The sequence below is a fragment of the Aquimarina megaterium XH134 genome, from assembly GCF_000520975.1.
GTDB classification, from domain to species: Bacteria; Bacteroidota; Bacteroidia; order Flavobacteriales; family Flavobacteriaceae; genus Aquimarina; species Aquimarina megaterium.
In genome coordinates, this window is sequence record NZ_JACB01000006.1 from 1 (window position 1) to 25,430 (window position 25,430).

The window sequence follows — 25,430 nt, forward strand, 5'->3', positions numbered from 1 at the left end:
ATATTCGTCTGATACACTTTTTCCGTTAGAATCACAGTATGTTATCGGTGTACTACAAGGCTCACATGATCCACCACAATCTACTCCCGTCTCATCTCCATTTTGGATACCATCATTACAGGTAGGGGTTGCTCCTAATTCTTTACTTCCTGCCTTAATAGTACCATAAGGCTCTGTACTATATGCATAATCTAATAATGAATATGAGTTTCCGCTAGCATTTACCTGAAATCGAAGCCAACCGTGGTATTCTTTAGCATTTTTAATAAATCTAAATCCTGCATACCCAATTTGCCCATCCCAATTGGTATATGAATTTGTTCTAATCTCATGTAAATCAGGGTATGCTCCTCCATCTACCCAATTACTAGTAGTACTAATTGGTGTATCTGCTGGTAAATTTGCAACCCTTTTTGTACTTCCTACAGTAATCATTGCAGCTTTATAGGTTTCGAACTGTAACGCAGGTTGACCACTTGGGTGCCCAGAAGCATTGTAAAATAATCCTCCGTAATTTGTTCCTCCACCCAAGGATGGAATATTAGCATCTGTAAATGGTTTCCATACCGTATTAGCATCAACTGTAAGATCACTATTATCTACATAAACTACTTTAAAAGGATCATAAAATGAGAAATTAAACACTACTTTATCAGAATTTAATGTACTTGTCCCTCCTGAAATAATAGCATTTTTAAGAGTAATTGTACCTGAAGTATTATCAGCAGATCCATGATTATTAGTGCTTCCACTATATTTTACTCTTAATTTCTTATTGTTTATTACCGTTATACTAGCTGAAAATCCTTGAGGAAGGCTTGATGTAAAGTGCGTTCCTGGTGTTAATGTTCCAGAACTTAATGAAAAAGTACCTCCTTGTATATCTATATCATAAGAATCATCTACTAAGGTTCCATTATTAGATAATGATTCTTCAACCGTATTATTATTTACCACTAATGAAGCCCCAGTAAGATTTACCCCTGTAGCTGTCAGGTTAGCTGGTTGCCATAATGGTTTTCTTGTTGGGTGTTGTAATGCCGCGAGCATTCTGTCAATCTGTCCTTGTGTATACATTTTTGCACAACCTGCTGCTGCATCATACCCCATATAATTTTCATAGTTAATCAAATTTCCACAATCACTGGCTCCGACAACGCATCCATCGTCCCCAGAATCCGTATCTTCTTTTGGTGTATCACTAACATAATCTCCATTAGGGTCATCACATCCACCTTCAAAAGTATGTATTAAATTAAGCCAATGCCCAAACTCATGTGTAAATACAGATGCAAACTCTTTATTAGTATTACCATGTAAATATTGTCCGTTATAAACTACTCTTGCAATATTTGCATCAGACATTGTTGTATTTGGATACCATGCTACCCCAGAATTGTTCGAAACTCCATCACCATACAAATCACCTGTGATATACACATTCATATATTTATAATTGTCCCATCCATCTGAAGCAACAACAGGACTACTATAATTTCCCATTCCAGAAGCTACAGGATGAATAATTACTCCATTGGTACTACCTCCATCAGGATCAATTTTAGCCAATGCAAATCGTATACTTAGTGTTGATTTACGACCATCAAAAACGGGGTCAATTGAATTAAAATCATCATTGAGTCCGTTAAAATCTTTATTTAACGCATCAAGAGCTCCTTTTATCTTATCATAATCAACGGTCTTCCCATGTTGAGTAGTACCATATACATGAACCACTACAGGTATAGTATACGTTTCTGCTGCTTTTTGAGAAAAAGCTTTACTCTGAACATAATTTTTGGTAAACTTATTGAAGTTTTCATATTCGGCTTTTGCTTTAGGATTTGCCGAAAAAATATACGCATTGGCATTACTTGCCTCACATCTTTTTGCATCTACTGGTTGTTGCGCCAGAAGAGACGAAACATAAGTAAATAGCATAGCTGCTAAAATAATAATTTTAGTTTTCATAATCGTATTGATTTTGTGTTATAGTTAATTACGAAAATTAAAACTATTGAAGCATTTAGGGTTATACTATTATAACCAAACACTATACTATGTTATCTGTTTCACACTATTTTAACATTTATACTGTCAAAAATACAAGGCTAAAGCATAATTACTGTTGATTTTTAACAAAAAAAAAGAATGTAAATAGGCACCCAATAATAAAGGTGCCTATTTGTTTTATTAGCTTGCTAATTATTGATAAAGTGAATCTAATTTGTAATAAATCATTGTGAAATAACCGAGCTATTACCATTTCCTTCTTGAATTATCGTTACCGATAACGAAGTACCTTCTTGAGAAGCAGTTAAGCTATTAGCATCGCCAATTTGTTTTGTATTAAGAGTATTAGAATTTCCGATCTGAGTAGCATATGTAGTATTAAATGATCCATCCTGAGCAGAAATTACTCCATTCTCTTTTCCTTGTTGTAATTGGGATAAGAAATTTTGTTCACCATCTTGAGTGGCAATAGCACTGTTAAAGTGTCCCCCATCCAGAGTTTGCTCTACAGTATTAAAAAAACCATTTTGTGTACTCGTCATTTCATGAGCACCTCCCCAATTATTAGCAGTAGCTATGACACTATTTCCTTCTCCTTTCTGGGTTTGGGTGCTCCTAATACCATCTCCTTCTATTAGCACTTCACCCCTATTAAAAGCCCCTTCTTGATATTGCTCAACGTTGGATTCATACTCACCATATACGGTAGCGGTAGACTTGTTATAATTTCCCGTTTGTCGTTGGGATACGGTAGTGTTAAAACTATAAACAATAGTAGTAGAAGCATCATTTCCTATACCTTCTTGCCTTTGATTCACATAGCTTCTAATCTCCAGATTTGCATAAACATAATTACTTTCTCCTACCTGATTCTGAGAAATACTGCCGGGGATTGCACCTCCTTCAGGCATTCCATCATTAAAAGCCTGTGCTATATTTCCTATCCCATTCTGATGTTGACGAATAATCGTGGGTTTTGTATTTCCTTGATAAGCAAAAGCTTGATTAAATTCTCCCGTTTGACTTTGCTCAATACGATATATATTATATTGGATTGCGGTGGCTGTATTGTAATTACCATTTTGAAACTGAGTGATTTTACGTTCTCCAAAACTGAAACTCGAAGATTGGTGATTAGCAATCAATGTATTTCCTAATCCAATTTGTTCTTGAAAAATACTATTTTGACTAAAATCTTCTTCTTGAGTTGCTATAGCACTATTATTCTCTCCATATTGGTACTGCTCAATACTATTTTGACCAAAACCTTCTTTTTGAGTTGCTATAGCATTATTTAATATCCCTTGTTGATCTTGTATAATCTGGCCACCTTCAGTTTGAGATTGATTTGCCTGTGCTATATTATAGTTTCCATTCTGGGATTGAGTAATAGTACTGTTTACACCATATCCATTTTTTCCTATAGATGCGATCACCATGTTATTATTCCCTATCTGTATTTGTTCGATTCTACTTTCTGAAGAATAACTACCTATTTCTGCTTCTGCATTATTTGATACCCCTAATTGATTTTGATACACTTCATTAAAGTCTCCTTGCTCAATAGCATATGCCTTATTTTGATCGCCGGTTTGGATTTGACGAATAATACCATTACCCATTATTTCATTTTCTATACCTTGCTCTACTCTTGCACTATTATAATTACCATCCTGAACTATTGTTAAAGTATTGTTTACTCCTTTTTGGGAAATTTCTGTTTCATTTCCTTTTCCTGTTTGATCGACATCTATAACATTGTTTTGAGCAAAAGTGAATGCTACACTTAATAAAGCCGAAAAACCTAATATTGTTTTTTTCATCGTACTATTTTTTAATATTAAAAATTGATTTTAAGAATCTGTATTAATCAAATCAATGTTTACGATAAAACTTTAAAAATAGAAGTTAAGGGGATTTTGTTACCTTAAATTTACGATTAAAAAAAAGTAGAAAAAACAGATATTTTATGTTTTCGACAAAAGGTGTTAAAACATGAAGGTTATAATTTTTGCGTAAGTTATTTCATTCATTATCATTAACTTACAAAATATCAAAGATTACATAATTTGGATTTAACAGGACCTTCTTTTACACGTTAGGGATAGTAGTGGCATCCTTTTTTGTTATCCTTAAATCTCTAAAAAAAACACTCTAGTGATTACAAAAAAGATATAACGAATAGCCCGACCCTGATTAAAAACCAGGGTAACGCCATCATTATTTTAATATATGCAAGAACCTTACTTACTTAGTTCTGTAAAATATTTATAGAAATACGGAATCGTTTCTATTCCTTTTAGGTAATTCCATACTCCAAAATGTTCATTAGGAGAATGTATTGCATCACTATCTAAGCCAAATCCCATTAGGATTGTTTTACTTTTTAATTCTTTTTCGAATAAAGAAACAATAGGAATACTACCCCCGCTACGTTGTGGTATTGGTGTTTTACCAAAGGTATCCTGATATGCTTTACTAGCTGCTTTATATCCAGTGTTATCTATTGGGGTTACATATCCTTGCCCACCATGATGCGGAGTTACTTTTACTGTTACTGCGTCTGGTGCTATGTTTTCAAAATGATTTTTAAACAATTCTGTAATTTCTTCCCAATCTTGATTAGGAACCAAACGCATAGAAATTTTGGCATAGGCTTTACTGGCAATTACTGTCTTTGCTCCTTCTCCTGTATAGCCACCCCAGATTCCGTTTACATCTAATGTAGGTCGAATAGAATTGCGTTCATTGGTTGTATATCCTTCTTCTCCATACACTGCATTGATATCTAATGATTTTTTATAGGCATCAAGAGAAAAAGGTGCTTTTGCCATTTCGGCTCTTTCTTCTGTAGAAAGATTTTCGACTTTATCATAAAAGCCAGGAATGGTAATATGATTATTTTCATCATGCAAAGAAGCAATCATTTTGGTTAATATATTGATTGGATTTGCTACTGCGCCACCATATAAACCACTATGTAAATCTCTATTGGGTCCTGTTACTTCGACTTCGACATAACTTAACCCTCTTAATCCGGTAGTAATAGAAGGAACATCTTTGGCGATCATTCCTGTATCACTAATTAAGATTACATCATTAGCTAGTTTATCCTGATTACGTTCTACAAACCAACTTAAACTTTTACTTCCTACTTCTTCTTCTCCTTCGATCATAAATTTTACATTACACGGCAACTGATTCGTCTTGGTCATAATTTCTAATGCCTTTACGTGCATATACATCTGCCCTTTATCATCACAAGATCCTCTGGCAAAAATGGCTCCCTCGGGATGGATCTCTGTCTTTTTAATTACTGGCTCGAAAGGAGGATTATCCCATAAATCTATCGGGTCTGGTGGTTGTACATCATAATGCCCATAAACCAATACTGTCGGAAGGTTTTTATCTATAATTTTTTCTCCATACACTATCGGATATCCAGGAGTTTCGCATATTTCTACAGCATCACATCCAGCATCTTTAAGGCTTTTGCTAATTTCTGATGCTGTTTTGATCACATCATCTTTATATGCTGTATCTGCACTAACAGATGGAATTTTAAGTAGCTCGAAAAGCTCATTTATAAATCGATCTTTATGTTCTTGAACGTAAGATTGTATGTTTTGCATGAATCTGAGTTTATTTTCGCCTAAAAGTAGTAAAAATGAAGTAAATTAGTTGTTCTCTATTTAAGTATATCTGCTAATATGAATGCATTTTTGAAGCTTCCCTTTTTATTTTCTGAAAATCGCCTTCTGAAAGACTTAAAACATTGTCAATCCTATTCTTTTACTTCTCATTTCAATACTGATGATTATTCTGGTAATTGGAAATCTATTGCTCTTAGATCTCTTAATGGGGATATGAATCAAATTTACGCGCACTCGTCTGGTGCTCATAATTACAAAAACACTCCTCTATTGGATCATTGTCCTTATTTTAAGGAAATAACTACGCTTTTTGAGTGCGAAAAAGAATCTATTCGTCTACTCAATCTTTCACCTAATAGTAACATAAAAGAACATACAGATCATAATTTGGGATATGAAGATAGAAGTTTTAGAGTTCATATTCCGATCACAACAAATCGGGATGTTCATTTTTATATACATCATCAAGAAGTAACTATGGCTGTTGGCGAATGTTGGTACGGAAACTTTAATCTACCACATCGGGTAGAAAACAAAGGAGCAACCGATCGTATTCATTTAATTATAGATTGCATTCGTAATAAATGGTCGGATCAATTATTTGCTGAAGCTGGTTATGATTTTACGGCAGAAAATCAACCTCATCAATATTCTAAAGCAACTAAACTGAAAATGATCGAAGAATTAAAAACCATGAATACCGAAAGATCAAAAGCATTGATCGATCACCTAAAATCAGAATTGTAGAGATCAAAAAAGTGAGAAGATTTTAAAGAAAACATCCTGGTTTCTTAAATTGTTACTTATTACTTTTCATATTCTTCAAAAAAAATAATTTAAGTTCTTTGAGATTTATAAGGAATATGTATATTTGCACTCGCTTTTACAGAAAGTCCTAAGTGTTGTAAAAGTTTTAATGCGGGCGTGGTGGAATTGGTAGACACGCTAGACTTAGGATCTAGTGCCGCGAGGTGTGAGAGTTCGAGTCTCTCCGCCCGCACAGCAAAAAAAGCTTCTCTTAATCGAGAAGCTTTTTTATTTGAGCACAATTTTTTTGCTGCTTTTTGACCCTTAATTGGAATTGCAATCAAATATTATCTCATGATTTTTAGTTGAATTAAATAATTAGCTATTTCTTCTAAAATTTACTTTCTATAATAACTTTTCCAAAACCTCTTTTGCCTTCTCATAATTATAGTTTTTATCATCTTTGAGAATTAATATTAACTGTTCTTTTGCTTTTAAAACATCTGATTTTTTAATGTACAACAATGCCTTATACCAATATGCTCTAGAATAATCAACCATTCCGCTTTGCTGCAACTGGTCGAAGTACTCTAATGCTTTTTGATAATTTTCTAATTCGAGATGCGAAATCCCTAGATAAGAAAAAACATAAGGATTCATTTCGGTATTACCTTGTCTTTTAGTTTGTTCTATACTTCTATTAAATGCAGAAATTGCTTCTTCATATTTTTGATCTTCAAATAACAATGTCGCTTTTGCCAGCTCTTGATCGGTATCGCTCTGAACGATTAAAGAAGGTAGTTGGTCCCAATCACTATAAACCGAATATAGTTTTTTGAGGTCCTGATTTCCTGTGAATTTCATAATTAAAAAAATCAAGAAAACAGCTGCAATAGTACTTGCATAATAGATCCACTTTCTGTTATTTGTTTTCGGTTTAGAATACTTTTTATCAAAAAATTGATCTGCAGATTCCTGAATTGTATTTTTCATCGTCATAAATTCAGAACTTCTACGATACGAACTAATTTTAGAAATGTCTTCTTTTAGAAATGTCTTAGAATTCATTAAAACCCATTCTTCAGCATTAATTGATGCTTTAACCGATTTATTAAGTTCAACTTCTTCTTTTAATAGATCATTAGATTGCATCTTTTTTTCAAATAGAAGTTTTTCGTCTTCATTCATTGCTCCCTTCACATAAGCATCAATCTGATCATATATTTCTTTATCAAACTTCATAATAACTCTTAATTACTTTAGTAAATCGCTTATCTGATTTAATCATTGCCAGAAGTTTGCTTCTACACTTAAAAACACGTTGTCTGGCAGTATTTACATTAGCATACTCTAATTCTTTTATAATTTCTTCGTACGACATATCATTAAAAAAAAGAGAAAGAATCTCTTTACAATTTTCAGATAAGGTGTTAAATTTTTCTCTGTATAATTCCATTTGTTCTTGTTCTAACATGAACATTACAGGGTTCATTTCTTTATCTACTAGTGTATGTACTTGTTGATTCATTACCTGTCTTTTTTGTAATTCTAGTTCTCTTCGCCACATATTCTTACTAATTGTAAATAAATATGCTTCAAAACAGTCTATCTTTAGCCTTCTCTGTTGTACGCCTACAATAATGTACAATAATGATTCCTGAAAAATATCTTTGGCCTGATCTATTGTTCCTTTATTTTGATTAACAAATCTCAATGTCTTCGGAAAAAATCGTTCATATATTTCGGATATGATCTTATTATCTTGTTCTAACAAGGCATTAATAAATCGTTTACTCATCCCATTGATATTTGATAATATAATATTAAACTTACAAAAACTAAAGAATATACACCCGACCTTATCCTCAACACATCCTATATTACTTACTCTCAAATAGATATATATTGATAATGACCTGCTAAATAGAGTTCATATAATTTGGGTAATAAATTCTTAATTTACACACTATAGTATATATACTATTAAAAACCCAATACCATGAAAAGCGCTAAATCATTTTTAAAACTTATAATACTATGTTTCATGATCACAAGTTGCAAGGATGATAATGGAGCTTTTTTATATGAAGACGCCAGCAAAAATCAAGATGCTATTGATAAAAACAAATCAAATATACATCCTATAAAAATACCTGAACAATTAAAAAATGAACTCATCGTTGAATTTACCGATACAACGACTGAAGCAGATCAAAATGCTTTAAGACAAAAATATAATGTTATTGACTATAAGGCGTGTAGCTGTAATAATAAACGTGTGCAAAAATGGGTATTTGATCAAAATTCTTATACTGAAGGAAGAAAAGATGATATTGCCCAAGAAGGTGGTGTAGAAGGTACCGATTATCAATTTTATTATTATAATGAAAACATAACTCCTAACCTTATCGCAACAAATCAACCTGTAGGGCTAATAAATTCTTCTATCAGACCTGTTAATGATATAAACCCGGTAACCATAGCCATCATAGATACAGGAATTGACTTGAACATGCTACAGAATACACAACCTTTCTTATATAATAATGGATCCCATGGATCTTCATGCAATACCAACTACGAGGTTTCTGGATGGGATTTTGTTAACCATGATAACAATATGTTTGATGATAATGGTCATGGAACTATTGTAGCTGATATTATTATGAAAAAACTAAAAGATAATAATATAAATGATTATCAAATACTTGCTATAAAAGCGTTTGATAAGGATGGCGCAGGAACCACCTTTGATATTCTTTGTAGTTATTTATATGCTGTTAGCAAACCCGAAGTCTCTGTTATTAATATGAGTTTTGGCTGGTATCAATACCCAAGTGATCTACTTTCTAAGTTCATTGATGCAAACACAAATATCTTACATCTTACTTCTGCTGGCAATAGTGATAATGACAATGACAATTTAGATCATTTTCCATCTTCAATTTATCATAATAATGTATTATCTATAGGAAGTTATCATGAACACAATGATCATTTTAAAAAATCTAACTTCTCTAATTATGGTATACTTAGTGTAGATTTTTTATCAAAAGGCGAAAAGGTGTCTTTCTACAATCATACTGTAGAAGGAACTTCCTTTGCAACTCCATTTGTAGCAGTAAAAGCTATGAAATATTACATGCAAGGCTATAGAACACCACAACAGATTATTGATCAATTAAGAATTAATGCTTATATACTTAATAACGAAAATCTATTATCTGTCTATTTCAAAGACAGAGTAATTAAATAATTTCTATAGGCCATACTTTATCTGTGTATTTCTTTCGGTAGCGGTTTCAGTGATTCTTATAAAATTACCTGGATAGCTTTTCTATTCTATATTAAAAGTTAACTATTTTTAGTTTTTACTTAACAATTTTATTCATGAATAACAACTTATGTTTACGGCCTACGGATTATTTCATTTTTAGCTTTATATGTATGTTGTGTTATTTCGGAAATGCACAAACCTCAAAAACTCTTGTCGTAGAACATTATGAAAAAATAGAAAAATCTAATCATTCGTATCTATCTAAGATTGAAAGAATTAATCAATTATTAGAATTAGAAAAAATGAGTATAGATTCTTTAACATTAAGTGATCTATATCATAGATATAGCAAACTCAATTTTAGGAATAAAGATTACAAACATGCAATTATACATGGTAAAAAAGCTTTGGAAATCCAAAAAGAATTTACAGATTCTCTCCCGCAATTAATCAATAACACTTATAATAATCTTGCTTACTACTACTGGTATTCTGAAGATAAAACCAATGCTATCAAAACTTTTAAAACGCTTATCAAACAGCCTTTCAAGGATAAATTTACGATTAGAGCATATGCCATAAATTTAGCTAAACTGCTTATTGAAAGAGGAGATTATTATACATTATTAGATTATTTGCAAGAAGCAGAACATACCATCATGAAACAAAATAACTCATTGCTCAATAGAGAACTGTATAGCGTATACTTGAGTTTCTCCAATGTATATTCCAGAACCAACAAAATTGAACATTATTATAAAGCTATTGAATATCTAAAAAAAACTGAAAAAACAATTTCTCATTTACCAGATCAAAAATTAATCAAAACAAAAATCATTATCAATAATCGATATGGTAGTATTTATGATGAACTAAAAGAATACAATAAGGCCATAAGTTATTACGGCAAGGCCTTATCTCTAAGCCTGAAAACCCAAAAAAAAGACTCATTAAATATTGCTAAAATATATAATAATCTGGGATACATTTATATTGGTATAAATAAACCTGAAATTGCATTTAAGTATTATCAAAACTCATTAATATACAACCCATACCACACTTCGGCATTTGATAACCTGGGAGATTATTACTTGAATCAAGGAAGTTTCGAGCAAGCATTAATCCATTATCAAAAAGCTATAAGTTTCAATTGTTATGAATATGACAAACTCAATTTTTATGAACTCCCTTCTATAGAAGTTCTTCAACAATCTGATAACAAAATAGAATTAGTCAATGATTTAACAGATAAAGCTAAAGCCTGGTTACAATTCTATACTAAAACTAAAAACAAAGAATACTTAGAGTATGCCCTAACAACAATATTCAGAGCAGATGAATTAATTGACATTATACGGTCTGCAAGCTATGAGCAACAATCCAAATTCTTTTGGCGTAAAAGAGGAGTGGATCTTTATATGTTAGCTACTTCTATTAGCTATCAACTTAATCAACCAGAAAATGCTTTTTATTTTATAGAAAAAAGTAAATCTTTATCATTATTAGAAAACCTGACACATGAAGAAGCTAAGAAATTAGGTGGGCTACCAGAAGTATTACAAGAAAAAGAACACGTATTAAAACACGAAATATTACTGGCTAGCCAAAAAATAATTGATGAAATTTCTTTCACCAAAAAAGACAGGCAATCATTGGTTTTTAAGAAAAAAAGAAATTACGAAGAGTTTCTAAAATCTTTAGAAAAAGAATACCCTAATTATTATAATTACAAAAAGAAAATCGACTTAGTTTCTTATAAAGAAACACAACAAAAAGTTACTGAAACTAATACTGTAATAATTCAATATATTCTTTCTGATGAGGAAGGATATGGTATGTATATCGCTTCTGATACCCCCCATCTGTTTACGATTCCTAATGTTCGAGTTTTACAAAAAGAAATCCTTGATCTACGTAAACTTCTACAGCGACCTTTATTTTCTATTAAGGACCAAAATTTATATAAAGCACTATCCTTTAGTATTTTTAAAAAATTGTTTCCATTTATAGATACCTTAAAATTGTATAAGAAGAATAAAAAAATAATCATTATTCCGGATCATACACTTCAATACCTTCCATTTGAAACCTTAATCACGAATAATGACAATACCAATATTGTAGACAACTACTTTATCAACGATTTCGAAATTAGTTATTTATACTCTATATCCTTATCTAAAAGCGCTGAACATATTAATAAATCTCCTACTCAAAACCTTATTGGTTTTGCTCCTATACATTTTGAGAAACACAAACTTGTTGATTTAAAAAAGAGTGAGGAGAAAATGAAAAAAATCCAGCGTTTATTTGGAGGAAATATGTTAACAAAAAAAAATGCATCTAAAAGTAATTTCATAAAAGAATCCTCTACTTATAAAACCATCCATCTATCTACCCATGCGAGTTCTATGGGTAATCAAGATCCATGGATCGCTTTTTATGATGAAAAATTATATCTCAATGAATTATATTTTATTAAAACACAAGCAGAATTAGTCATTCTGGATGCATGTAAGACTGGCATCGGAGCATTACAACCCGGAGAAGGAACTATGAGTATTACTAGGGGGTTTTTTCATGCAGGGGCCAAAAGTGTTGTTTCTTCCCTATGGAATACCAATGAAAAATCTAATAATGAAATTATTCTTAATTTCTATAACTATTTAAAAAAAGGAATATCTAAATCATCTGCACTACGCAATGCTAAACTTGACTACCTAAAAACTCATCAAGGATCTGAGGTTTCTCCCTATTTTTGGGGACCTCTAATAGTCCAGGGCAATATAGATTCAATACAATTATCTGCTAATTCGCAAACATCTTTGTGGATATACATTCTTCTTTCTGGAGTATTGTTGTTGATCACACTATATCTAAGAAGGAAATTTTAATATTGTATAGTTATTTATAGTGTTTTGTTTTATGGTAAAAAATCCATTTTTTTAATAGAAAAGCCTATCCAAAAAAGGATAGGCTTTATTGATATTATTTCATATTCTAAAATATTATTTTCTGTGTCTTTTGATCAACTCCATTTGATATCTTAACAAAATACAACCCTCTTGAATAAGTTGATAAATCCAATTTTGATTGATTTGCTTCTAAAGTTTTTTCTATAATATATTTTCCGGATATGTCATATACTTGTATTTTTTTAGTTCCCTCTAAGCCTAAAGTATTTATATTAAATACACCCGAGCTACTAGGGTTAGGGTATATATTCATATCAAATAAATCAGCCTGAGATTTACCCTGCCCTCCCGATAAACTGCTTATGCTACCAATAGGGTTGCAGTTACTATAAGAAACGTAAACCATACCTGTAGAGACTGGAGCTGACCATGGGTTACACCCGCTACGTCCTTGTAGTTTTATTCTATACTTAACAACTGTACCTGCACTTGAAGGATTTCCTGAACCAAAATCAGGAGTGATTTCATTCATTTCAAAACCCATCTCTTTCGTTAAAAGACCTGGTTGCGGTCCAAACGAATAGTAGCGCTCAATAGTCCATTTATATTCTGTTCCCGGCATTGGATTAGAAACCCTAAAAGTGTTAGATTTCCCTGAACAATATTTTACTGGTTTTATAATACCTTTTACTAAAGGTGTGAATGGTGGAGCTGGGGTAATCACTTTATTATATGTAGGCCCATCTCCACAAATACTATTAACCGGTGTTACAAAAACCTGTATAGGATCTATACCAAAATAATTATTTGGTACAGTAACTAAAAATGGTTGTATTCCATTAGATGTTCCTACTATTGGTATTGGTACCCCTCCAAAATGAATTTCCCATTTATATGGCTTATCATTTTTAATAGAATGGTGTAATATTGTAAACGCCACATTGTTGCTTTTACAAAAAGATCCTATAGATGTGACTTCAGTAATCGGGGTTGCTCCACGAATTATTTCAATAGGAAGTGTGGTCCAATATCCTTTGCAATAATTAGCAGGATCATTTTTGACCCCATGAATACTACGCACTCTTATTTGAGTAACCGCATAGTTATCGAGGTATAAAGTTGCATACGAATATTTATTAGTACCTCTTTTTAAAGGAGTATTATGCTTATCTAATAATTCCCATTCATATTCTAAAAAATTAGCCCAGTTAGGTCCAGTATGTAGCCATGTAAATGTATATTTATTATTCAAACACAGTAGACCAGGGCCTGATATTTGTGGAATATATGCTGCACAGTGCATATCCAATCTATTGTCTTCGGCCTCTATTTTTATTAGTGAATCGTTGTTTTTACTCATACCCATAAAGGAAATACAAGCAAACAAAAATGTAAAAAGTAGTTTATTGGTTTTCATAATTAAAAGTTTAATGTGTTTTAAGAATACCTACTCTTTTAAAGGCTTTTCGGTTTCCGCCTCTTTAGTATTTCTATACTAAAGGGGGAGAAAGAAGATTTCATTACCCAGTTTTTTGAAAAAAAAGTTATTTTTTTCAACTTAAATTAGTGCTTGCATTCCTAGCAGAAAGGTATATTCTAATAATATACCCCTAAAGAGTTTTTTGTTGGAATTATTAGTGACTTTGTTTATCTTTTGGTGTCTCAATATATACAACAACAAAATCATATTATAAAATGAAAAAGATTCTTTTAATTTTAACGGTAGTATTAACAGCTAGTTTTACCTCTATAAATAATAATGATATCGTAGAAGCACAGGTAACCTATAGTGGACAATCTGATAAAGCGTATTATTTTACTAATAAGGATACAGGAAAGGTGCTCGAATTTACTTTTGTAAGTAAAAAAGCAATCTCTAAGTACGATTTAAGTACAAAAAAACTTACAGGAAAAGAGTTTATAATTACTTATGAAATTGATAACATAGAAATTGTAAGCAAGGATACACAAGTGAAACAATACAAAAAACGTTTAATTCTTATCGATATAAAGATGACAGACAGCGAAGTAGTTAATAACTAACAAAATCTTAGGTGAGAGAGTTTGAGTCTCTCTGCCCGTATAAAAAAAATAAGAAACCTGTAAATAATTGATTTACAGGTTTCTTATTTTTTACCCAAATCTTTCACTTATATTATTATCAGCACTTTATAGTTTTTTTGATTATGAATAATTATGCTTATCTATTTATGAGGCAAAAAACGGACTAATTACTAGTGTACGGTTTGTAAGCGAATGATGGTATAAAAATTAAGCTAAAACTCAGACAATATGATTTATTGATAATTACCTCTACATAAGCGCTACAGCTTAAGTTTTTACTGCTATTTGTATCCCTAAGGACAAAAAAACTCTCCATACCAAAGGATATGGAGAGTTTACATTAACACTATGGTCATAAAACAAAAAACACGCTTTATTAATTTTAATAAAGTATACTCTAATTTCTGATTTCCTCTTTAGATACTCTTATCAACACCCTATAAAACGAGGTTTATGATACGTACCTGTATATTTTAAAAAATCGATTATCGATTATTTTTTTGCGTGAATATCAAATTGTAGCAAAAAAATGAAAAATAAAACAAAAATCTATTCCTATTTAGATTCGTTCTTAATAAATTTGCAACAAATATATATCTTATTTTAATTCAATCTAAATAAGGATTAATAATTTTTTAAAATATTCAAAAATGAAACAATTAACACTTACATCACTTTTATTATTAGTTGCAGTATGTACTATAAATGCTCAGGGTAAGAAAAAGCAAGATAAAAATGCTATAAAAAAAATGTGTGGTTGCTACGAAGTAACTTTCAATTTTGCAGAAACCTTTCAATATAGTAATGATTCTCTTTACAAACCTTCAAAAACAAAAATTGCCAAAGGGTTAGAATGGGCTCAATTGGTTGAAGAGGATAAAAACAAAGTTTCTATTCAGCATCTGTTACAAGTAGGGGATCCTTCAAAACCTCATATTGTAAAACATTGGCGACAAGATTGGATATATGAAAACACCGATTTCTATATGTTTAACGGTAATAATTCCTGGAACTATGAAAGTAAGCCTGAATCTGAGGTAAAAGGGCAATGGACTCAAAAAGTATTTCAGGTAGACGATAGTCCTCGCTATGAAGGTTCTGCAACCTGGGTACATGTAGATGGAAAAAGTTTTTGGGAAAACAGAACAGATGCTCCACTACCAAGACGAGAATACACTAAAAGAAGTGATTATAATGTAACTGTTAGAGGGAACAGACATGAGATTACTAAAGACGGTTGGATCCACGATCAAAATAATGATAAAGTAATACGCGAAGCAGGCAAAGCCGATGTTATTTTAGCTAAGGAAAAAGGCTATAATACTTATGTAAAAGTAGACGATAGCCGATGTAAAGCTGCGGCAAACTGGTGGAAAGAAAACAACCAAAAATGGGCTTTGGTTCGTAATAAATGGGAAAAGGTCTTTAGTAGAAATGCCAATTTAGTACTAGAAGCTAAAGTCGATAATAAACCACTATACAAGCATTTATTTTCTGATGAATACACAAAAGAACAAGATATTAATAAAGTCATTGAATCTTTTGTAGTTCAATAAGAATAATCATGACCGCAACCACAACCACAATAAATAAATAATATAATCATGTCAGTCATTAAAAAATTACCCCTATTGCTACTTCTATGTAGTTTAAATTTAATGTATAGTCAAGCCACCATACAAGGTGTTGTAAAAAGTGAATCTAATGAAGCGATTCCTTATGCAAATGTTTTTATTAAAGGATCTAGTCTAGGTGCACAAGCACAAGAAGATGGTACTTTTACGATTACCAATGTTCCTTTTGCCACTCATGAGATAGTAGCCAGTGCTGTTGGATATACCGAACTTAGTCAAAAGAAAGATGTATCAGGAGATATCTCGAATCTTATTTTTGTATTGCAAAATGATACCCAGTTAGAAGAGGTTGAACTTTTTGGTTCTAGAAATAAAAGAGCAGAAAAATTAGAAACACTCACCAGGCTACCTTTACAGCCCAATGAGCAATTACAGAGTATTTCTATACTGTCTCATAAACTTATTGATCAGCAAAATGCTTTAACGCTAAGCGAGGTTACCAAAAATGTTGCTGGTGTGTATACATTTGCCACATACGGAAATATAAGAGAAAGTATGTCTTTAAGAGGATATAGAGGTATTCCCTTATTAAAAAATGGAGTTAGAATTAATTCAGATTTCAGAGGAGTTGGTGTTATTACCGATATGGCAGGTGTCGATAATATTCAGGTACTAAAAGGAATTTCTGCAATTAGTCAAGGTTTAGGAGGTGATTTGGGTTCTGTAGGAGGAGTCATAAATGTTGTAACCAAAACTCCTAAGTTTTATAGCGGAGGCGAAATAAGTTTAAGACTTGGTAGTTTTGGCAAAGTACGCCCCACATTTGATTTTTATGGTCCTTTAGACAAAAAGGAAACCATTGCTTTTAGAGTAGCAGGTTCATATGATAGAGCAGATAGTTATAGAGTAAAAGTGAATTCGGAGCGTTTTTATATAAACCCTTCTCTTGCATGGCAACCTAATGAAAAGACCTCTATAGTTCTCGAAATGGATTACATGGATGATAGTAGAACTCCGGATCAAGGAACTATTAATTTAGGAGATTATGCAACAAATAACATTTTAAAATTACCAAATGATAAATTTTTAGGTTTCGAATCAGATAGAAATAATTCTGTAAATACCACTTATGCAGTACGTTTTGAGCGAGAAATAAATGATGACCTAAGCATAAAAGCTGGATATTTTGCTTCAGATTTAGAAACGTATGCAGAGACTTCTTATGCTTTTCAGGGAGGCGGAAGATCTGGATTACCAGAGCTACTTAATACACAAAGATATCGAGAGTATTATGCTCAGGGAAGAAGTGATAAAAATAGTGTTTTACAAATAGATTTGGTTGGTAAAGACATTAAAACAGGTTTTTTAACACATACATTTCAGGCAGGGATAGATTATAGAAATACTACTTTTGACAATACGGCTTATACGGCTAACTATCCCGATAATGATAATGACCCCGATAACGATCCTCCTACGTATATAGATATTATCGATGTCACCCAACCTATCAATAATATTTTACCTGATGGGGTTACGGTAACACCAAACCCTGCAAGAGCTACAGGATCTAAAACAAAGTCATATGGATTTACTGTCCAGGATAAGATTTCTGTTACAAAATGGGTAGATCTCTTTTTAGGTTTACGATATACCTCATTAGAAAGAACCAAAGGTAATTTTATAGGAAGAAGTTTGACTGGAGCAAAACGAGATGATGCCTTTAATCCTTTAGTAGGATTAAATATCAAACCTACAGAAAATATTATTATTTTTGGTTCCTATGCCAGTAGCTCTAATCCTATGACTTCTTTTTACCGGGATATTAATGGCAAAGAGTTAGGCACAGAACGTTGGGATCAATTTGAAACAGGTATTAAATCGGTATGGTTAGACAAAGCTTTACGTTTTAACGTAACTTATTTTTCGACCTACAGCAAAAATTTAAACTTGCAAGCAATTGACCCGGCAGGTAATTTCTTAGGATATTATTTACAAGGAGGAGAAGATACCAGAAGTGGTGTTGAAATAGAATTAATAGGTAGAGTATTGCCCAATTTAGAAATAATAGGGGGTTATTCTTATTTAGATGCCAAATATAAAAATCATGTATCATATTATTTTAATTCTAGTCCTATAAATACACCTAGTCATACAGCAAATTTTTGGGTACGTTATAACTTCCAAAAATATGTAAAAGGTCTGTCTTTAGGTGCTGGAGCTTACTATTTAGGAGAACGCCCACATAATGTATGGTCTAGAAATTACACACATACCGGAGTCGTTCCTGGTGTTAGGCCTTTTGACTTAAAAGCATATACTACGGTAAATGTACAAGCATCATATAAATTTAATAGTAAATTAAGTTTAGATGTTTTCGGAAATAATGTTTTTAATGAAATTGGATATAATGCGTATCGTACTGTATATCTTAACAGGATTCAACCTGCTAGTTTTGGGACGGTATTGCGATATAAATTTTAAATTTAAAAAAATGAATACTATAAAATTATTAGCCGCATTTCTTTTGTTTGTTAATGTTATACAAGCTCAGACAAAAAATGTTTTTTTAGAAAGAGAATTCTGGAAGACTAATCCTTCAATAGAAGTTATAGACCAGAAAATTACAGAAGGTAATAGTGCAACAGTATTAAACAAAAATGGATTTGATGCTGTAGTATATGCTATTTTAGAAAACGCAGATAATGCAATAATAAAACACTTGCTTTCTAAAAAAGGGAATGGCGTTAACAAGTTAACCCATGATAAACGAACCTATGTATTTTGGGCAGCTTATAAAGGAAATCTTGAATTGGTAAAACATCTCATTAATAATAATGCCAGATTAGATTTAAAAGATTCACACAATTTTTCACCATTAACTTTTGCTGCCGTCGCAGGACAAACTAATACAGAAATCTACGATGTGTTTATAAAAAACGGGATTGATGTTAAAAGTGATTTAGATGAAAAAGGAGCCAATGCTTTATTACTATTAATTGGTCATTTAAAAGATTTTGAACTTGTAGATTATTTTGTAGGCAAAGGACTTAATCTTGATAGTATAGACAACCATGGAAACGGAGCTTTTAACTATACAGCTTATAAGGGCAACAAAACCATGTTGGAGTTATTAATAAAAAAGGGATTGCCTTATAAAAATCCAAGTGCCAACGGGGATAACGCTATTTTGGCAGCTACTATAGGCTCACGTAGCGGTTATAATCCATTGAGTTTTATCAAGTACTTAGAAGGTTTAGGCATTAACCCGAACATTACTAATAAAGATGGAATAACACCACTGCATAACATCGCTTATGGTAATAAAGACTTAAACACATTCAACTACTTTTTAGATAAAGGGGTAAATAGTAATCAAAAGGATGATAAAGGTAATACTCCTTTGTTAAATGCATCTCATAGCAATACCTTAGAGGTAGTAAAATTATTGGTAAAAAAGACAAATGATGTAAATACCACTAATAAAGAGGGGCATTCTGCGTTAACCAATGCTATAAAAAACAACACAATAGATGTAGTTGATTTTTTAATAAGTCAAAAAGCCGATGTAAATGTTATCGATTCTAAAGGAAATAATTTGGTATACTACACACTAAAATCGTATAATCCCAACAAGGTTGATCAATTCAAAAAGAAAATAGTCGCTTTGACTAAAAAAGGATTTGATATTGCCAAGCCTCAAAAAAATGGAAATACATTATATCATTTAGCTATAGAGAAAAACGATCTGGAGTTATTAAAAATGATTCCTGATTATAATATCGATATCAATGCTAAGAATAAAGAGGGAATTACAGTCTTACATAAAGCAGCAATGAGTGCTAAGAATAATAAAATCTTAACATATTTATTATCTATTGGAGCCGATAAGACCATTAAAACTGATTTTGAAGAATCTGTATTTGATTTGGCAAGTGAAAATGAAGTATTAAAGGGAAACAACGTAGATTTAAATTTCTTAAAATAAAATGAAAAAAATAGTAACATTTAAACTGTTTCCGATAATAGCATTTGCCATTTTTACAGTATTTGGGTTTAAAAGTACTACAGATAGTAATACTTATAAATGCATGATACAAATGACAAATTATACGGGAGAAGGTGCATATATCGTTATTTCTTTATTAGACCCGAACGGAAACTACGAAAAAACACTATTTGTACAAGGTGATGATGAAGAATGGTACCATGATATTACAGATTGGTGGAAATTCTATGGAAAAAAACGTCAAGACATTGATGCGATCACAGGAGCAACTGTAAGTGGCGGTGGACGATCTATCAATATTATTGAAATTGAAAACGATAAGATAGACTCTGGCTATAAGATACGTTTTGAATCCGCTGTAGAAGATCAAGAGTATTATAAAGATGATGTAGAGTTTGAGTTAACATCTGAAACTGTAAAAAGTAAAGTTGAAGGAAAAGGATTTATACGATATATTCGTATGATGCCACAATAACAATACGATTAAATGACAATTTCAATTTGGAGATATAGCCACCTTGCTTTGGCTATATCTTCATTTGCTTTTATACTTATAGCCTCTTTAACAGGGATTATTTTAGCATTCGAACCTATATCGAATCAGCTAGAGCCTTATGCTGCAAACAACACAAAAAATCTCACTCTTGCACAAACCATAACAGTATTGCAAAAACATTATGATGAAATAATTGAAATTGAAATTGATAATAATGATTTTGTATCAGCCTCGGTAATTACCAAAGAAGGAAAAAACAAAACCTTTTATGTCGACCCGCTAACTGGTAAAAAAGTAGGTGATATTATCGAAAAAGCTCCCGTCTTTAAGTTTGCGACCAATCTACATCGTTCTTTATTTCTAAAAAGTACTGGTCGTTTTTTTGTGGGACTAGTTTCTTTTATATTATTTTTAATTGCAACAACCGGAGTTCTTTTAATTATTAAAAGACAACAAGGTATACGTCGTTTTTTTTCTAAAGTTATAAAGGAGAATTTTGAACAATATTACCACATACAAATAGGCCGATTAACATTAATTCCTATCATTATAATAGCCCTAACTGGTGTATACTTGTCACTAGAAAAATTTTCACTGCTACCATCCAATATCGTTAAACATCAAATAGATTTTGAGAATATAAAAGAAATTCCCAAACAGCAAATCAAAGATTTTGAAGTTTTTAATCAAATGCAGTTAAAACATGTTAGAAAAGTAGAATTCCCTTTTTCTGATGATCCCGAGGATTATTTTCATATAAAACTATCTGATAGAGAATTGAATATTAATCAATTTACAGGCGATGTATTAAGCGAAGTAGAGTATCCTTTTAATACATTACTATCACATTGGAGCTTGGTGTTACATACAGGTCAAGGAAGTATCCTATGGTCTGTCATCCTACTTATTTCTAGCTGCTCTATTTTGTTCTTTATGTATTCAGGTTTTTTAATGACTCTAAAACGAAGAAAGAAAAGTCTGGTACTAAAAAATGTTTATCATAAAGACAAATCTGAATACATCATCTTGGTTGGGTCAGAAACCGGAAACACATTTGATTATGCAAGACTCTTCTATGATGCTTTAATTGATTTGGGAAAAACGGTCTTTATTTCAGAATTAAACAAGTATTCCTCCTATAAAAAAGCAGAGCATTTAGTCGTATTTACAGCAACTTATGGTAAGGGAGAACCTCCTACAAATGCAAAGAGCTTTGAGCAATCTTTTAAAAAAATCGAACCTAAAAAAGAAATGAAATTTTCGGTTGTCGGTTTCGGTTCATTAGCGTATCCTGATTTTTGTAAGTACGCGATAGACATTGACAAAATGTTACAATCTCATCCAAAATTTAAATCGATTGCAGAACTATACTCTATACATAACCAATCTTATGAATCTTTTAAAAACTGGTCTTTAAAATGGGGAGAAAAGATTGATTTACCCATACAAGTAAAACAGTTACAAAAGACCACAAAATCTAAAAACAATAAACGGTTCTCTATTGTTCATAGATCGCCACTCAATAATGATAACACCTTCATACTTCGTTTACGTCCAGAAGAAAAAATACGGTTTACATCAGGAGATTTACTAGCTTTTTATCCAGAAGGCAATGCTGTCGAACGCCTGTACTCTATTGGTAAAATTGATGACGATATTCTTTTGAGTATTAAAAAGCATGAATTCGGAATATGTTCGACTTATTTTAGTAAGCTTAGTAAAAATGATAGCATTACGGCATCAATAAAGCGAAATCCTGATTTTAATTTCCCAACCTATGCAAAAGAGGTTATTATGATTGCAAACGGAACAGGAATAGCTCCTTTTTTAGGAATGATTAGTAAAAACAATAAGAAAATAAAAACACATCTATTTTGGGGAGGAAGAAATAAACAATCTAATGAATTGTATAACGAAATAATTCAGGACAGTTTAAAAGACAATAATTTAACTACTTTTTATCCTGCCTATTCTAGAGCTCAACCAGAAAAAATATATGTACAACATGTACTAAAAAGAAATGGTAATCTAATTACAAAAACATTAGACAAAAACGGAGTTATACTAATTTGTGGATCTGTTATCATGCAAAAAGAGGTTATTAATCTCTTAGATAAAATATGTAGAGAATTTAATAATAAACCAATAAGTCATTATCAAAATAAAGGACAGCTTAAAATGGATTGTTACTAATTTTTAGAACTCTTAATATATTCTAATCAAAAAAAAACCTGACAAGTTAAACTCATCAGGTTTATAAATAGACACTAAATTAAGGGCAACCTTTACAAATCAAATCATTACTACTTATTATTATTAACCCCTTAATTTCCTCTATTTTTAAAGACATCTAGTTCAAGGCCTACCCAAAAAACTATCCCTCTTTATTTTCACCACTTTCGTAACCCATTGTGATGTTATCTATTGCATTTTTTAATGTAGTATCAATTTCTTTTAGGGCACCATCAATTTTGGAAGAATAATATTTATATTCTCTACCATTAAAACGCAATGTAGTAATTGGCTTATCTCTCACTTTTTTAAAAGTCAAATCTTCGTATGAACCTTTATTTAGCATCGTTTGTAACGCTCTAAGTTCCTGTTCTTCTAGTTTAGCTTTTATATTTCCTTTTACAGAAACGTGGTGTATTCCCGAGTAAGAGACCGAGCCATCTTCATATATCCATACATCATACACCGGGCATTTTCCCATACAAGATCCTTTTGAATAATATACCAGCGCTTTATCTTTTGATGTATTTACAGCAGCATTTTTGGTGGATTGACAAGAGAAACTTACCATTATTAATATTATCATTACATATTTCATACACTATCTTTTTTAAGTAGTAGTGGTTTGAATGACCAAATCACTGCTACAATTTTTATCATTCTAATGCTTGTGAATACTACAGTGTGTTTTATTTTTATTACCGAAAGTATTTGCATTTTTCCATGATCCGGGCAATGGTAGGAAGCTTCTACTACTTTTTGCGATATTTCCTCTTATATAATTTCGCAGTTTTATCATTTCTGCATTATCATACATCATCTGGATCTTTTTTTCTGCTCTACTGCTTCCATTTACTCCTCCTGCTCTGGTCACAAACGTTGCAAAGATCTCTGCGATATCTTCTCCGGGATTGGTAGAAGCATATTGCGTTACATAGCGTTCTTTGTATTTATCATAAAATTTTTGTGCATCATTTTGATTATTCACTTTTCGAAATTCTTCCCAGATATCGGCCCAATGATTTTGATATAGTTTATTGATATTAGAATTATCTCTGGAGCATCCTTCTCCTGTAAAGAAATTTTTGCAATCGCCTTGAGATACAGAAGAATCAACCTGTACTTTATCCAAAGTGATGATATGTCCAAATTCGTGCACTATAGTATAGGCCAGTTCTCCTCTTGCATTAAATCCTCCTTGATATGCAAAATCTATCGCGATACCCATCTGCCATTTCGAGAGGTCCTGTGTTCTTTCTACTACATATCCAGCGGTTCCATCATTCTCGCCAGCAAAAATTACAAATTCACTCATTTTTGATCTATAATCGGGCGGAACAATTTTTTTTACCAAGTCCCATATTTCCTCATGCTTTTTAGTATCTTTTTGAAACTCTAACAGTTTCCCAGTTACTTTATAATCTTTTTCTTTTATGATTTTATCGCCATCAACTTTATAAAGAGTTATACTTCCACCATCACCACTAGTCCCACTGTCAGTTCCTGTATCGCCACCAGTAGTACCTTGGGTATCTGTATTCGAATTCGGCTGTGGGCCGGCTGCATCATCATCTTTGCTGCAGGATTGAATAGAAATTGTCGCTATACTCAGAAAAATGATCAGTATATAATTCCATTTTTTCACGTTCTTCATGGTTTATTTTGGGTTAAAAATTAAACGTCCTTTCTTACACAACAGTGAACTTCTAAAACACCCTATTTTTTTATTTACTTTTTTTTAAAATCTTCTAAAAAAAATTTAGAAATAGGGTAAAAGCAAAATATACTGTTGTTATAGTATATGGAGATATCATTACAATAAAAGCTTAAGTAAAAGGCATTAGTAGAAAGAAAAAACAACATCTTTCTATACTTTTTCTTTAAATACCGTAGTTTTGAAAAAAAGCTAAGTATTTCTAAGATGTCAGAAAAACAAAAGTCTGTTTGTGATGAAAAAAACTTTAGAATAATTTTTGATAATCATTCTGAAGTGATCCTGAATTTCATTTATTATAAGTGTGGAGATATGAAACAGGCAGAAGACATAACGCAGGATGCTTTTGTAAAACTTTGGAAAAATTGCAAGAAAGTACTTTTTGGTAAAGCAAAATCATTTTTAATGAAAGTAGCTCAAAACGCTTTTTTTAATGAGCTGAATCATGAAAAAGTAATCCTAAAATACAATCAGCAAAGCTTCTCTTCTATTCAATATGATTATAGTCCCGAGTTTTTAATGGAAGAAAAAGAGTTCATGGTAAAATTACAACGTAGTATTTCTGAACTCCCGCCAAAGCAAAGAGAAGTCTTTCTATTAAGCAGAAAAGACAAGAAAACCTATAAAGAAATTGCCGAGATTATTGGGTTAACCCAAAAAGCAGTAGAGCGAAGAATGCATTTAGCATTATTAGAATTAAGAGAAAAATTAGGGCGCGCGGTTTAACAAGAGA

Annotated in this window: 18 protein-coding genes and 1 tRNA gene; 11 read left to right on the forward strand and 8 right to left on the reverse strand. The window is 31.7% G+C overall.

Features of this window, described 5'->3' with window-relative positions:
- The 3 genes from Z053_RS29915 to Z053_RS0106825 all read right to left on the reverse strand — a co-directional run.
- On the reverse strand, positions 1 to 1,971 hold a 1,971-nt coding region (locus tag Z053_RS29915; RefSeq protein WP_025664290.1), incomplete at its 3' end, for a M43 family zinc metalloprotease.
- A gap of 266 nt (positions 1,972 to 2,237) precedes the next feature.
- Positions 2,238 to 3,836 (reverse strand): hypothetical protein, encoded by a 1,599-nt coding sequence (locus Z053_RS0106820; protein ID WP_025664291.1) that lies wholly within the window; start codon positions 3,834 to 3,836, stop codon positions 2,238 to 2,240.
- A 420-nt stretch (positions 3,837 to 4,256) separates the two neighbouring features.
- Positions 4,257 to 5,645: a dipeptidase gene (locus Z053_RS0106825; RefSeq protein WP_025664292.1), complete on the reverse strand. Its 1,389-nt coding sequence runs from the start codon at positions 5,643 to 5,645 to the stop codon at positions 4,257 to 4,259.
- 78 nt (positions 5,646 to 5,723) lie between these two features.
- Here Z053_RS0106825 and Z053_RS0106830 point away from each other — a divergent pair, with 78 nt between their 5' ends.
- Both Z053_RS0106830 and Z053_RS0106835 read left to right on the forward strand, forming a co-directional pair.
- Entirely contained in the window at positions 5,724 to 6,413 is a 690-nt protein-coding gene (locus Z053_RS0106830) for an aspartyl/asparaginyl beta-hydroxylase domain-containing protein (RefSeq protein ID WP_025664293.1), read from the forward strand.
- 171 nt (positions 6,414 to 6,584) lie between these two features.
- A tRNA-Leu gene (locus tag Z053_RS0106835) sits at positions 6,585 to 6,666 on the forward strand.
- Between the two features lie 152 nt (positions 6,667 to 6,818).
- Here Z053_RS0106835 and Z053_RS0106840 read toward each other — a convergent pair.
- A complete protein-coding gene (locus Z053_RS0106840; protein WP_025664294.1) occupies positions 6,819 to 7,655 on the reverse strand; it encodes a tetratricopeptide repeat protein in 837 nt (278 codons plus the stop codon).
- Positions 7,645 to 8,211 (reverse strand): RNA polymerase sigma factor, encoded by a 567-nt coding sequence (locus Z053_RS0106845; protein ID WP_025664295.1) that lies wholly within the window; start codon positions 8,209 to 8,211, stop codon positions 7,645 to 7,647. The genes Z053_RS0106840 and Z053_RS0106845 overlap by 11 nt, the downstream gene beginning before the upstream one ends.
- Before the next feature lie 246 nt (positions 8,212 to 8,457).
- Here Z053_RS0106845 and Z053_RS0106850 point away from each other — a divergent pair, with 246 nt between their 5' ends.
- Positions 8,458 to 9,669, forward strand: coding sequence for a S8 family peptidase (locus Z053_RS0106850; protein ID WP_025664296.1), 1,212 nt, complete (start codon positions 8,458 to 8,460; stop codon positions 9,667 to 9,669).
- Positions 9,670 to 9,803: 134 nt separating this feature from the next.
- Entirely contained in the window at positions 9,804 to 12,587 is a 2,784-nt protein-coding gene (locus tag Z053_RS0106855; RefSeq protein WP_035095401.1) for a CHAT domain-containing protein, read from the forward strand.
- A 106-nt stretch (positions 12,588 to 12,693) separates the two neighbouring features.
- Here the strand turns inward: Z053_RS0106855 and Z053_RS0106860 are convergent, their stop codons facing one another.
- Positions 12,694 to 14,025 carry a T9SS type A sorting domain-containing protein gene (locus Z053_RS0106860; RefSeq protein WP_025664298.1) on the reverse strand — a complete coding sequence of 444 codons (1,332 nt, stop codon included), beginning with the start codon at positions 14,023 to 14,025 and terminating at the stop codon, positions 12,694 to 12,696.
- A 278-nt stretch (positions 14,026 to 14,303) separates the two neighbouring features.
- On the opposite strand from Z053_RS0106860, the gene Z053_RS0106865 reads away from it, so the two are divergent.
- The 6 genes from Z053_RS0106865 to Z053_RS0106890 all read left to right on the forward strand — a co-directional run bounded on the left by Z053_RS0106865 (position 14,304) and on the right by Z053_RS0106890 (position 22,944).
- A complete protein-coding gene (locus Z053_RS0106865; RefSeq protein ID WP_025664299.1) occupies positions 14,304 to 14,651 on the forward strand; it encodes a hypothetical protein in 348 nt (115 codons plus the stop codon).
- A 671-nt stretch (positions 14,652 to 15,322) separates the two neighbouring features.
- Positions 15,323 to 16,228, forward strand: coding sequence for a DUF6607 family protein (locus Z053_RS0106870; protein ID WP_025664300.1), 906 nt, complete (start codon positions 15,323 to 15,325; stop codon positions 16,226 to 16,228).
- A 48-nt stretch (positions 16,229 to 16,276) separates the two neighbouring features.
- A complete protein-coding gene (locus Z053_RS0106875; protein ID WP_035095404.1) occupies positions 16,277 to 18,730 on the forward strand; it encodes a TonB-dependent receptor in 2,454 nt (817 codons plus the stop codon).
- 10 nt (positions 18,731 to 18,740) lie between these two features.
- Positions 18,741 to 20,234, forward strand: a complete 1,494-nt coding sequence (locus Z053_RS0106880; RefSeq protein WP_025664302.1) for an ankyrin repeat domain-containing protein — start codon at positions 18,741 to 18,743, stop codon at positions 20,232 to 20,234.
- 1 nt (position 20,235) lies between these two features.
- On the forward strand, positions 20,236 to 20,730 hold the full coding sequence (locus tag Z053_RS0106885; protein ID WP_025664303.1) for a DUF2271 domain-containing protein: 495 nt from the start codon (positions 20,236 to 20,238) through the stop codon (positions 20,728 to 20,730).
- A 12-nt stretch (positions 20,731 to 20,742) separates the two neighbouring features.
- Entirely contained in the window at positions 20,743 to 22,944 is a 2,202-nt protein-coding gene (locus tag Z053_RS0106890; protein WP_025664304.1) for a PepSY domain-containing protein, read from the forward strand.
- A 181-nt stretch (positions 22,945 to 23,125) separates the two neighbouring features.
- Here Z053_RS0106890 and Z053_RS0106895 read toward each other — a convergent pair whose 3' ends face one another.
- Both Z053_RS0106895 and Z053_RS0106900 read right to left on the reverse strand, forming a co-directional pair.
- Positions 23,126 to 23,581, reverse strand: coding sequence for a DUF6438 domain-containing protein (locus Z053_RS0106895; RefSeq protein WP_025664305.1), 456 nt, complete (start codon positions 23,579 to 23,581; stop codon positions 23,126 to 23,128).
- A gap of 63 nt (positions 23,582 to 23,644) precedes the next feature.
- A complete protein-coding gene (locus Z053_RS0106900) occupies positions 23,645 to 24,637 on the reverse strand; it encodes a zinc-binding metallopeptidase (RefSeq protein ID WP_025664306.1) in 993 nt (330 codons plus the stop codon).
- A 267-nt stretch (positions 24,638 to 24,904) separates the two neighbouring features.
- Between Z053_RS0106900 and Z053_RS0106905 the strand changes: the two genes are divergently transcribed.
- Positions 24,905 to 25,423 (forward strand): RNA polymerase sigma factor, encoded by a 519-nt coding sequence (locus Z053_RS0106905; RefSeq protein WP_025664307.1) that lies wholly within the window; start codon positions 24,905 to 24,907, stop codon positions 25,421 to 25,423.
- Positions 25,424 to 25,430 lie beyond the last annotated feature (7 nt).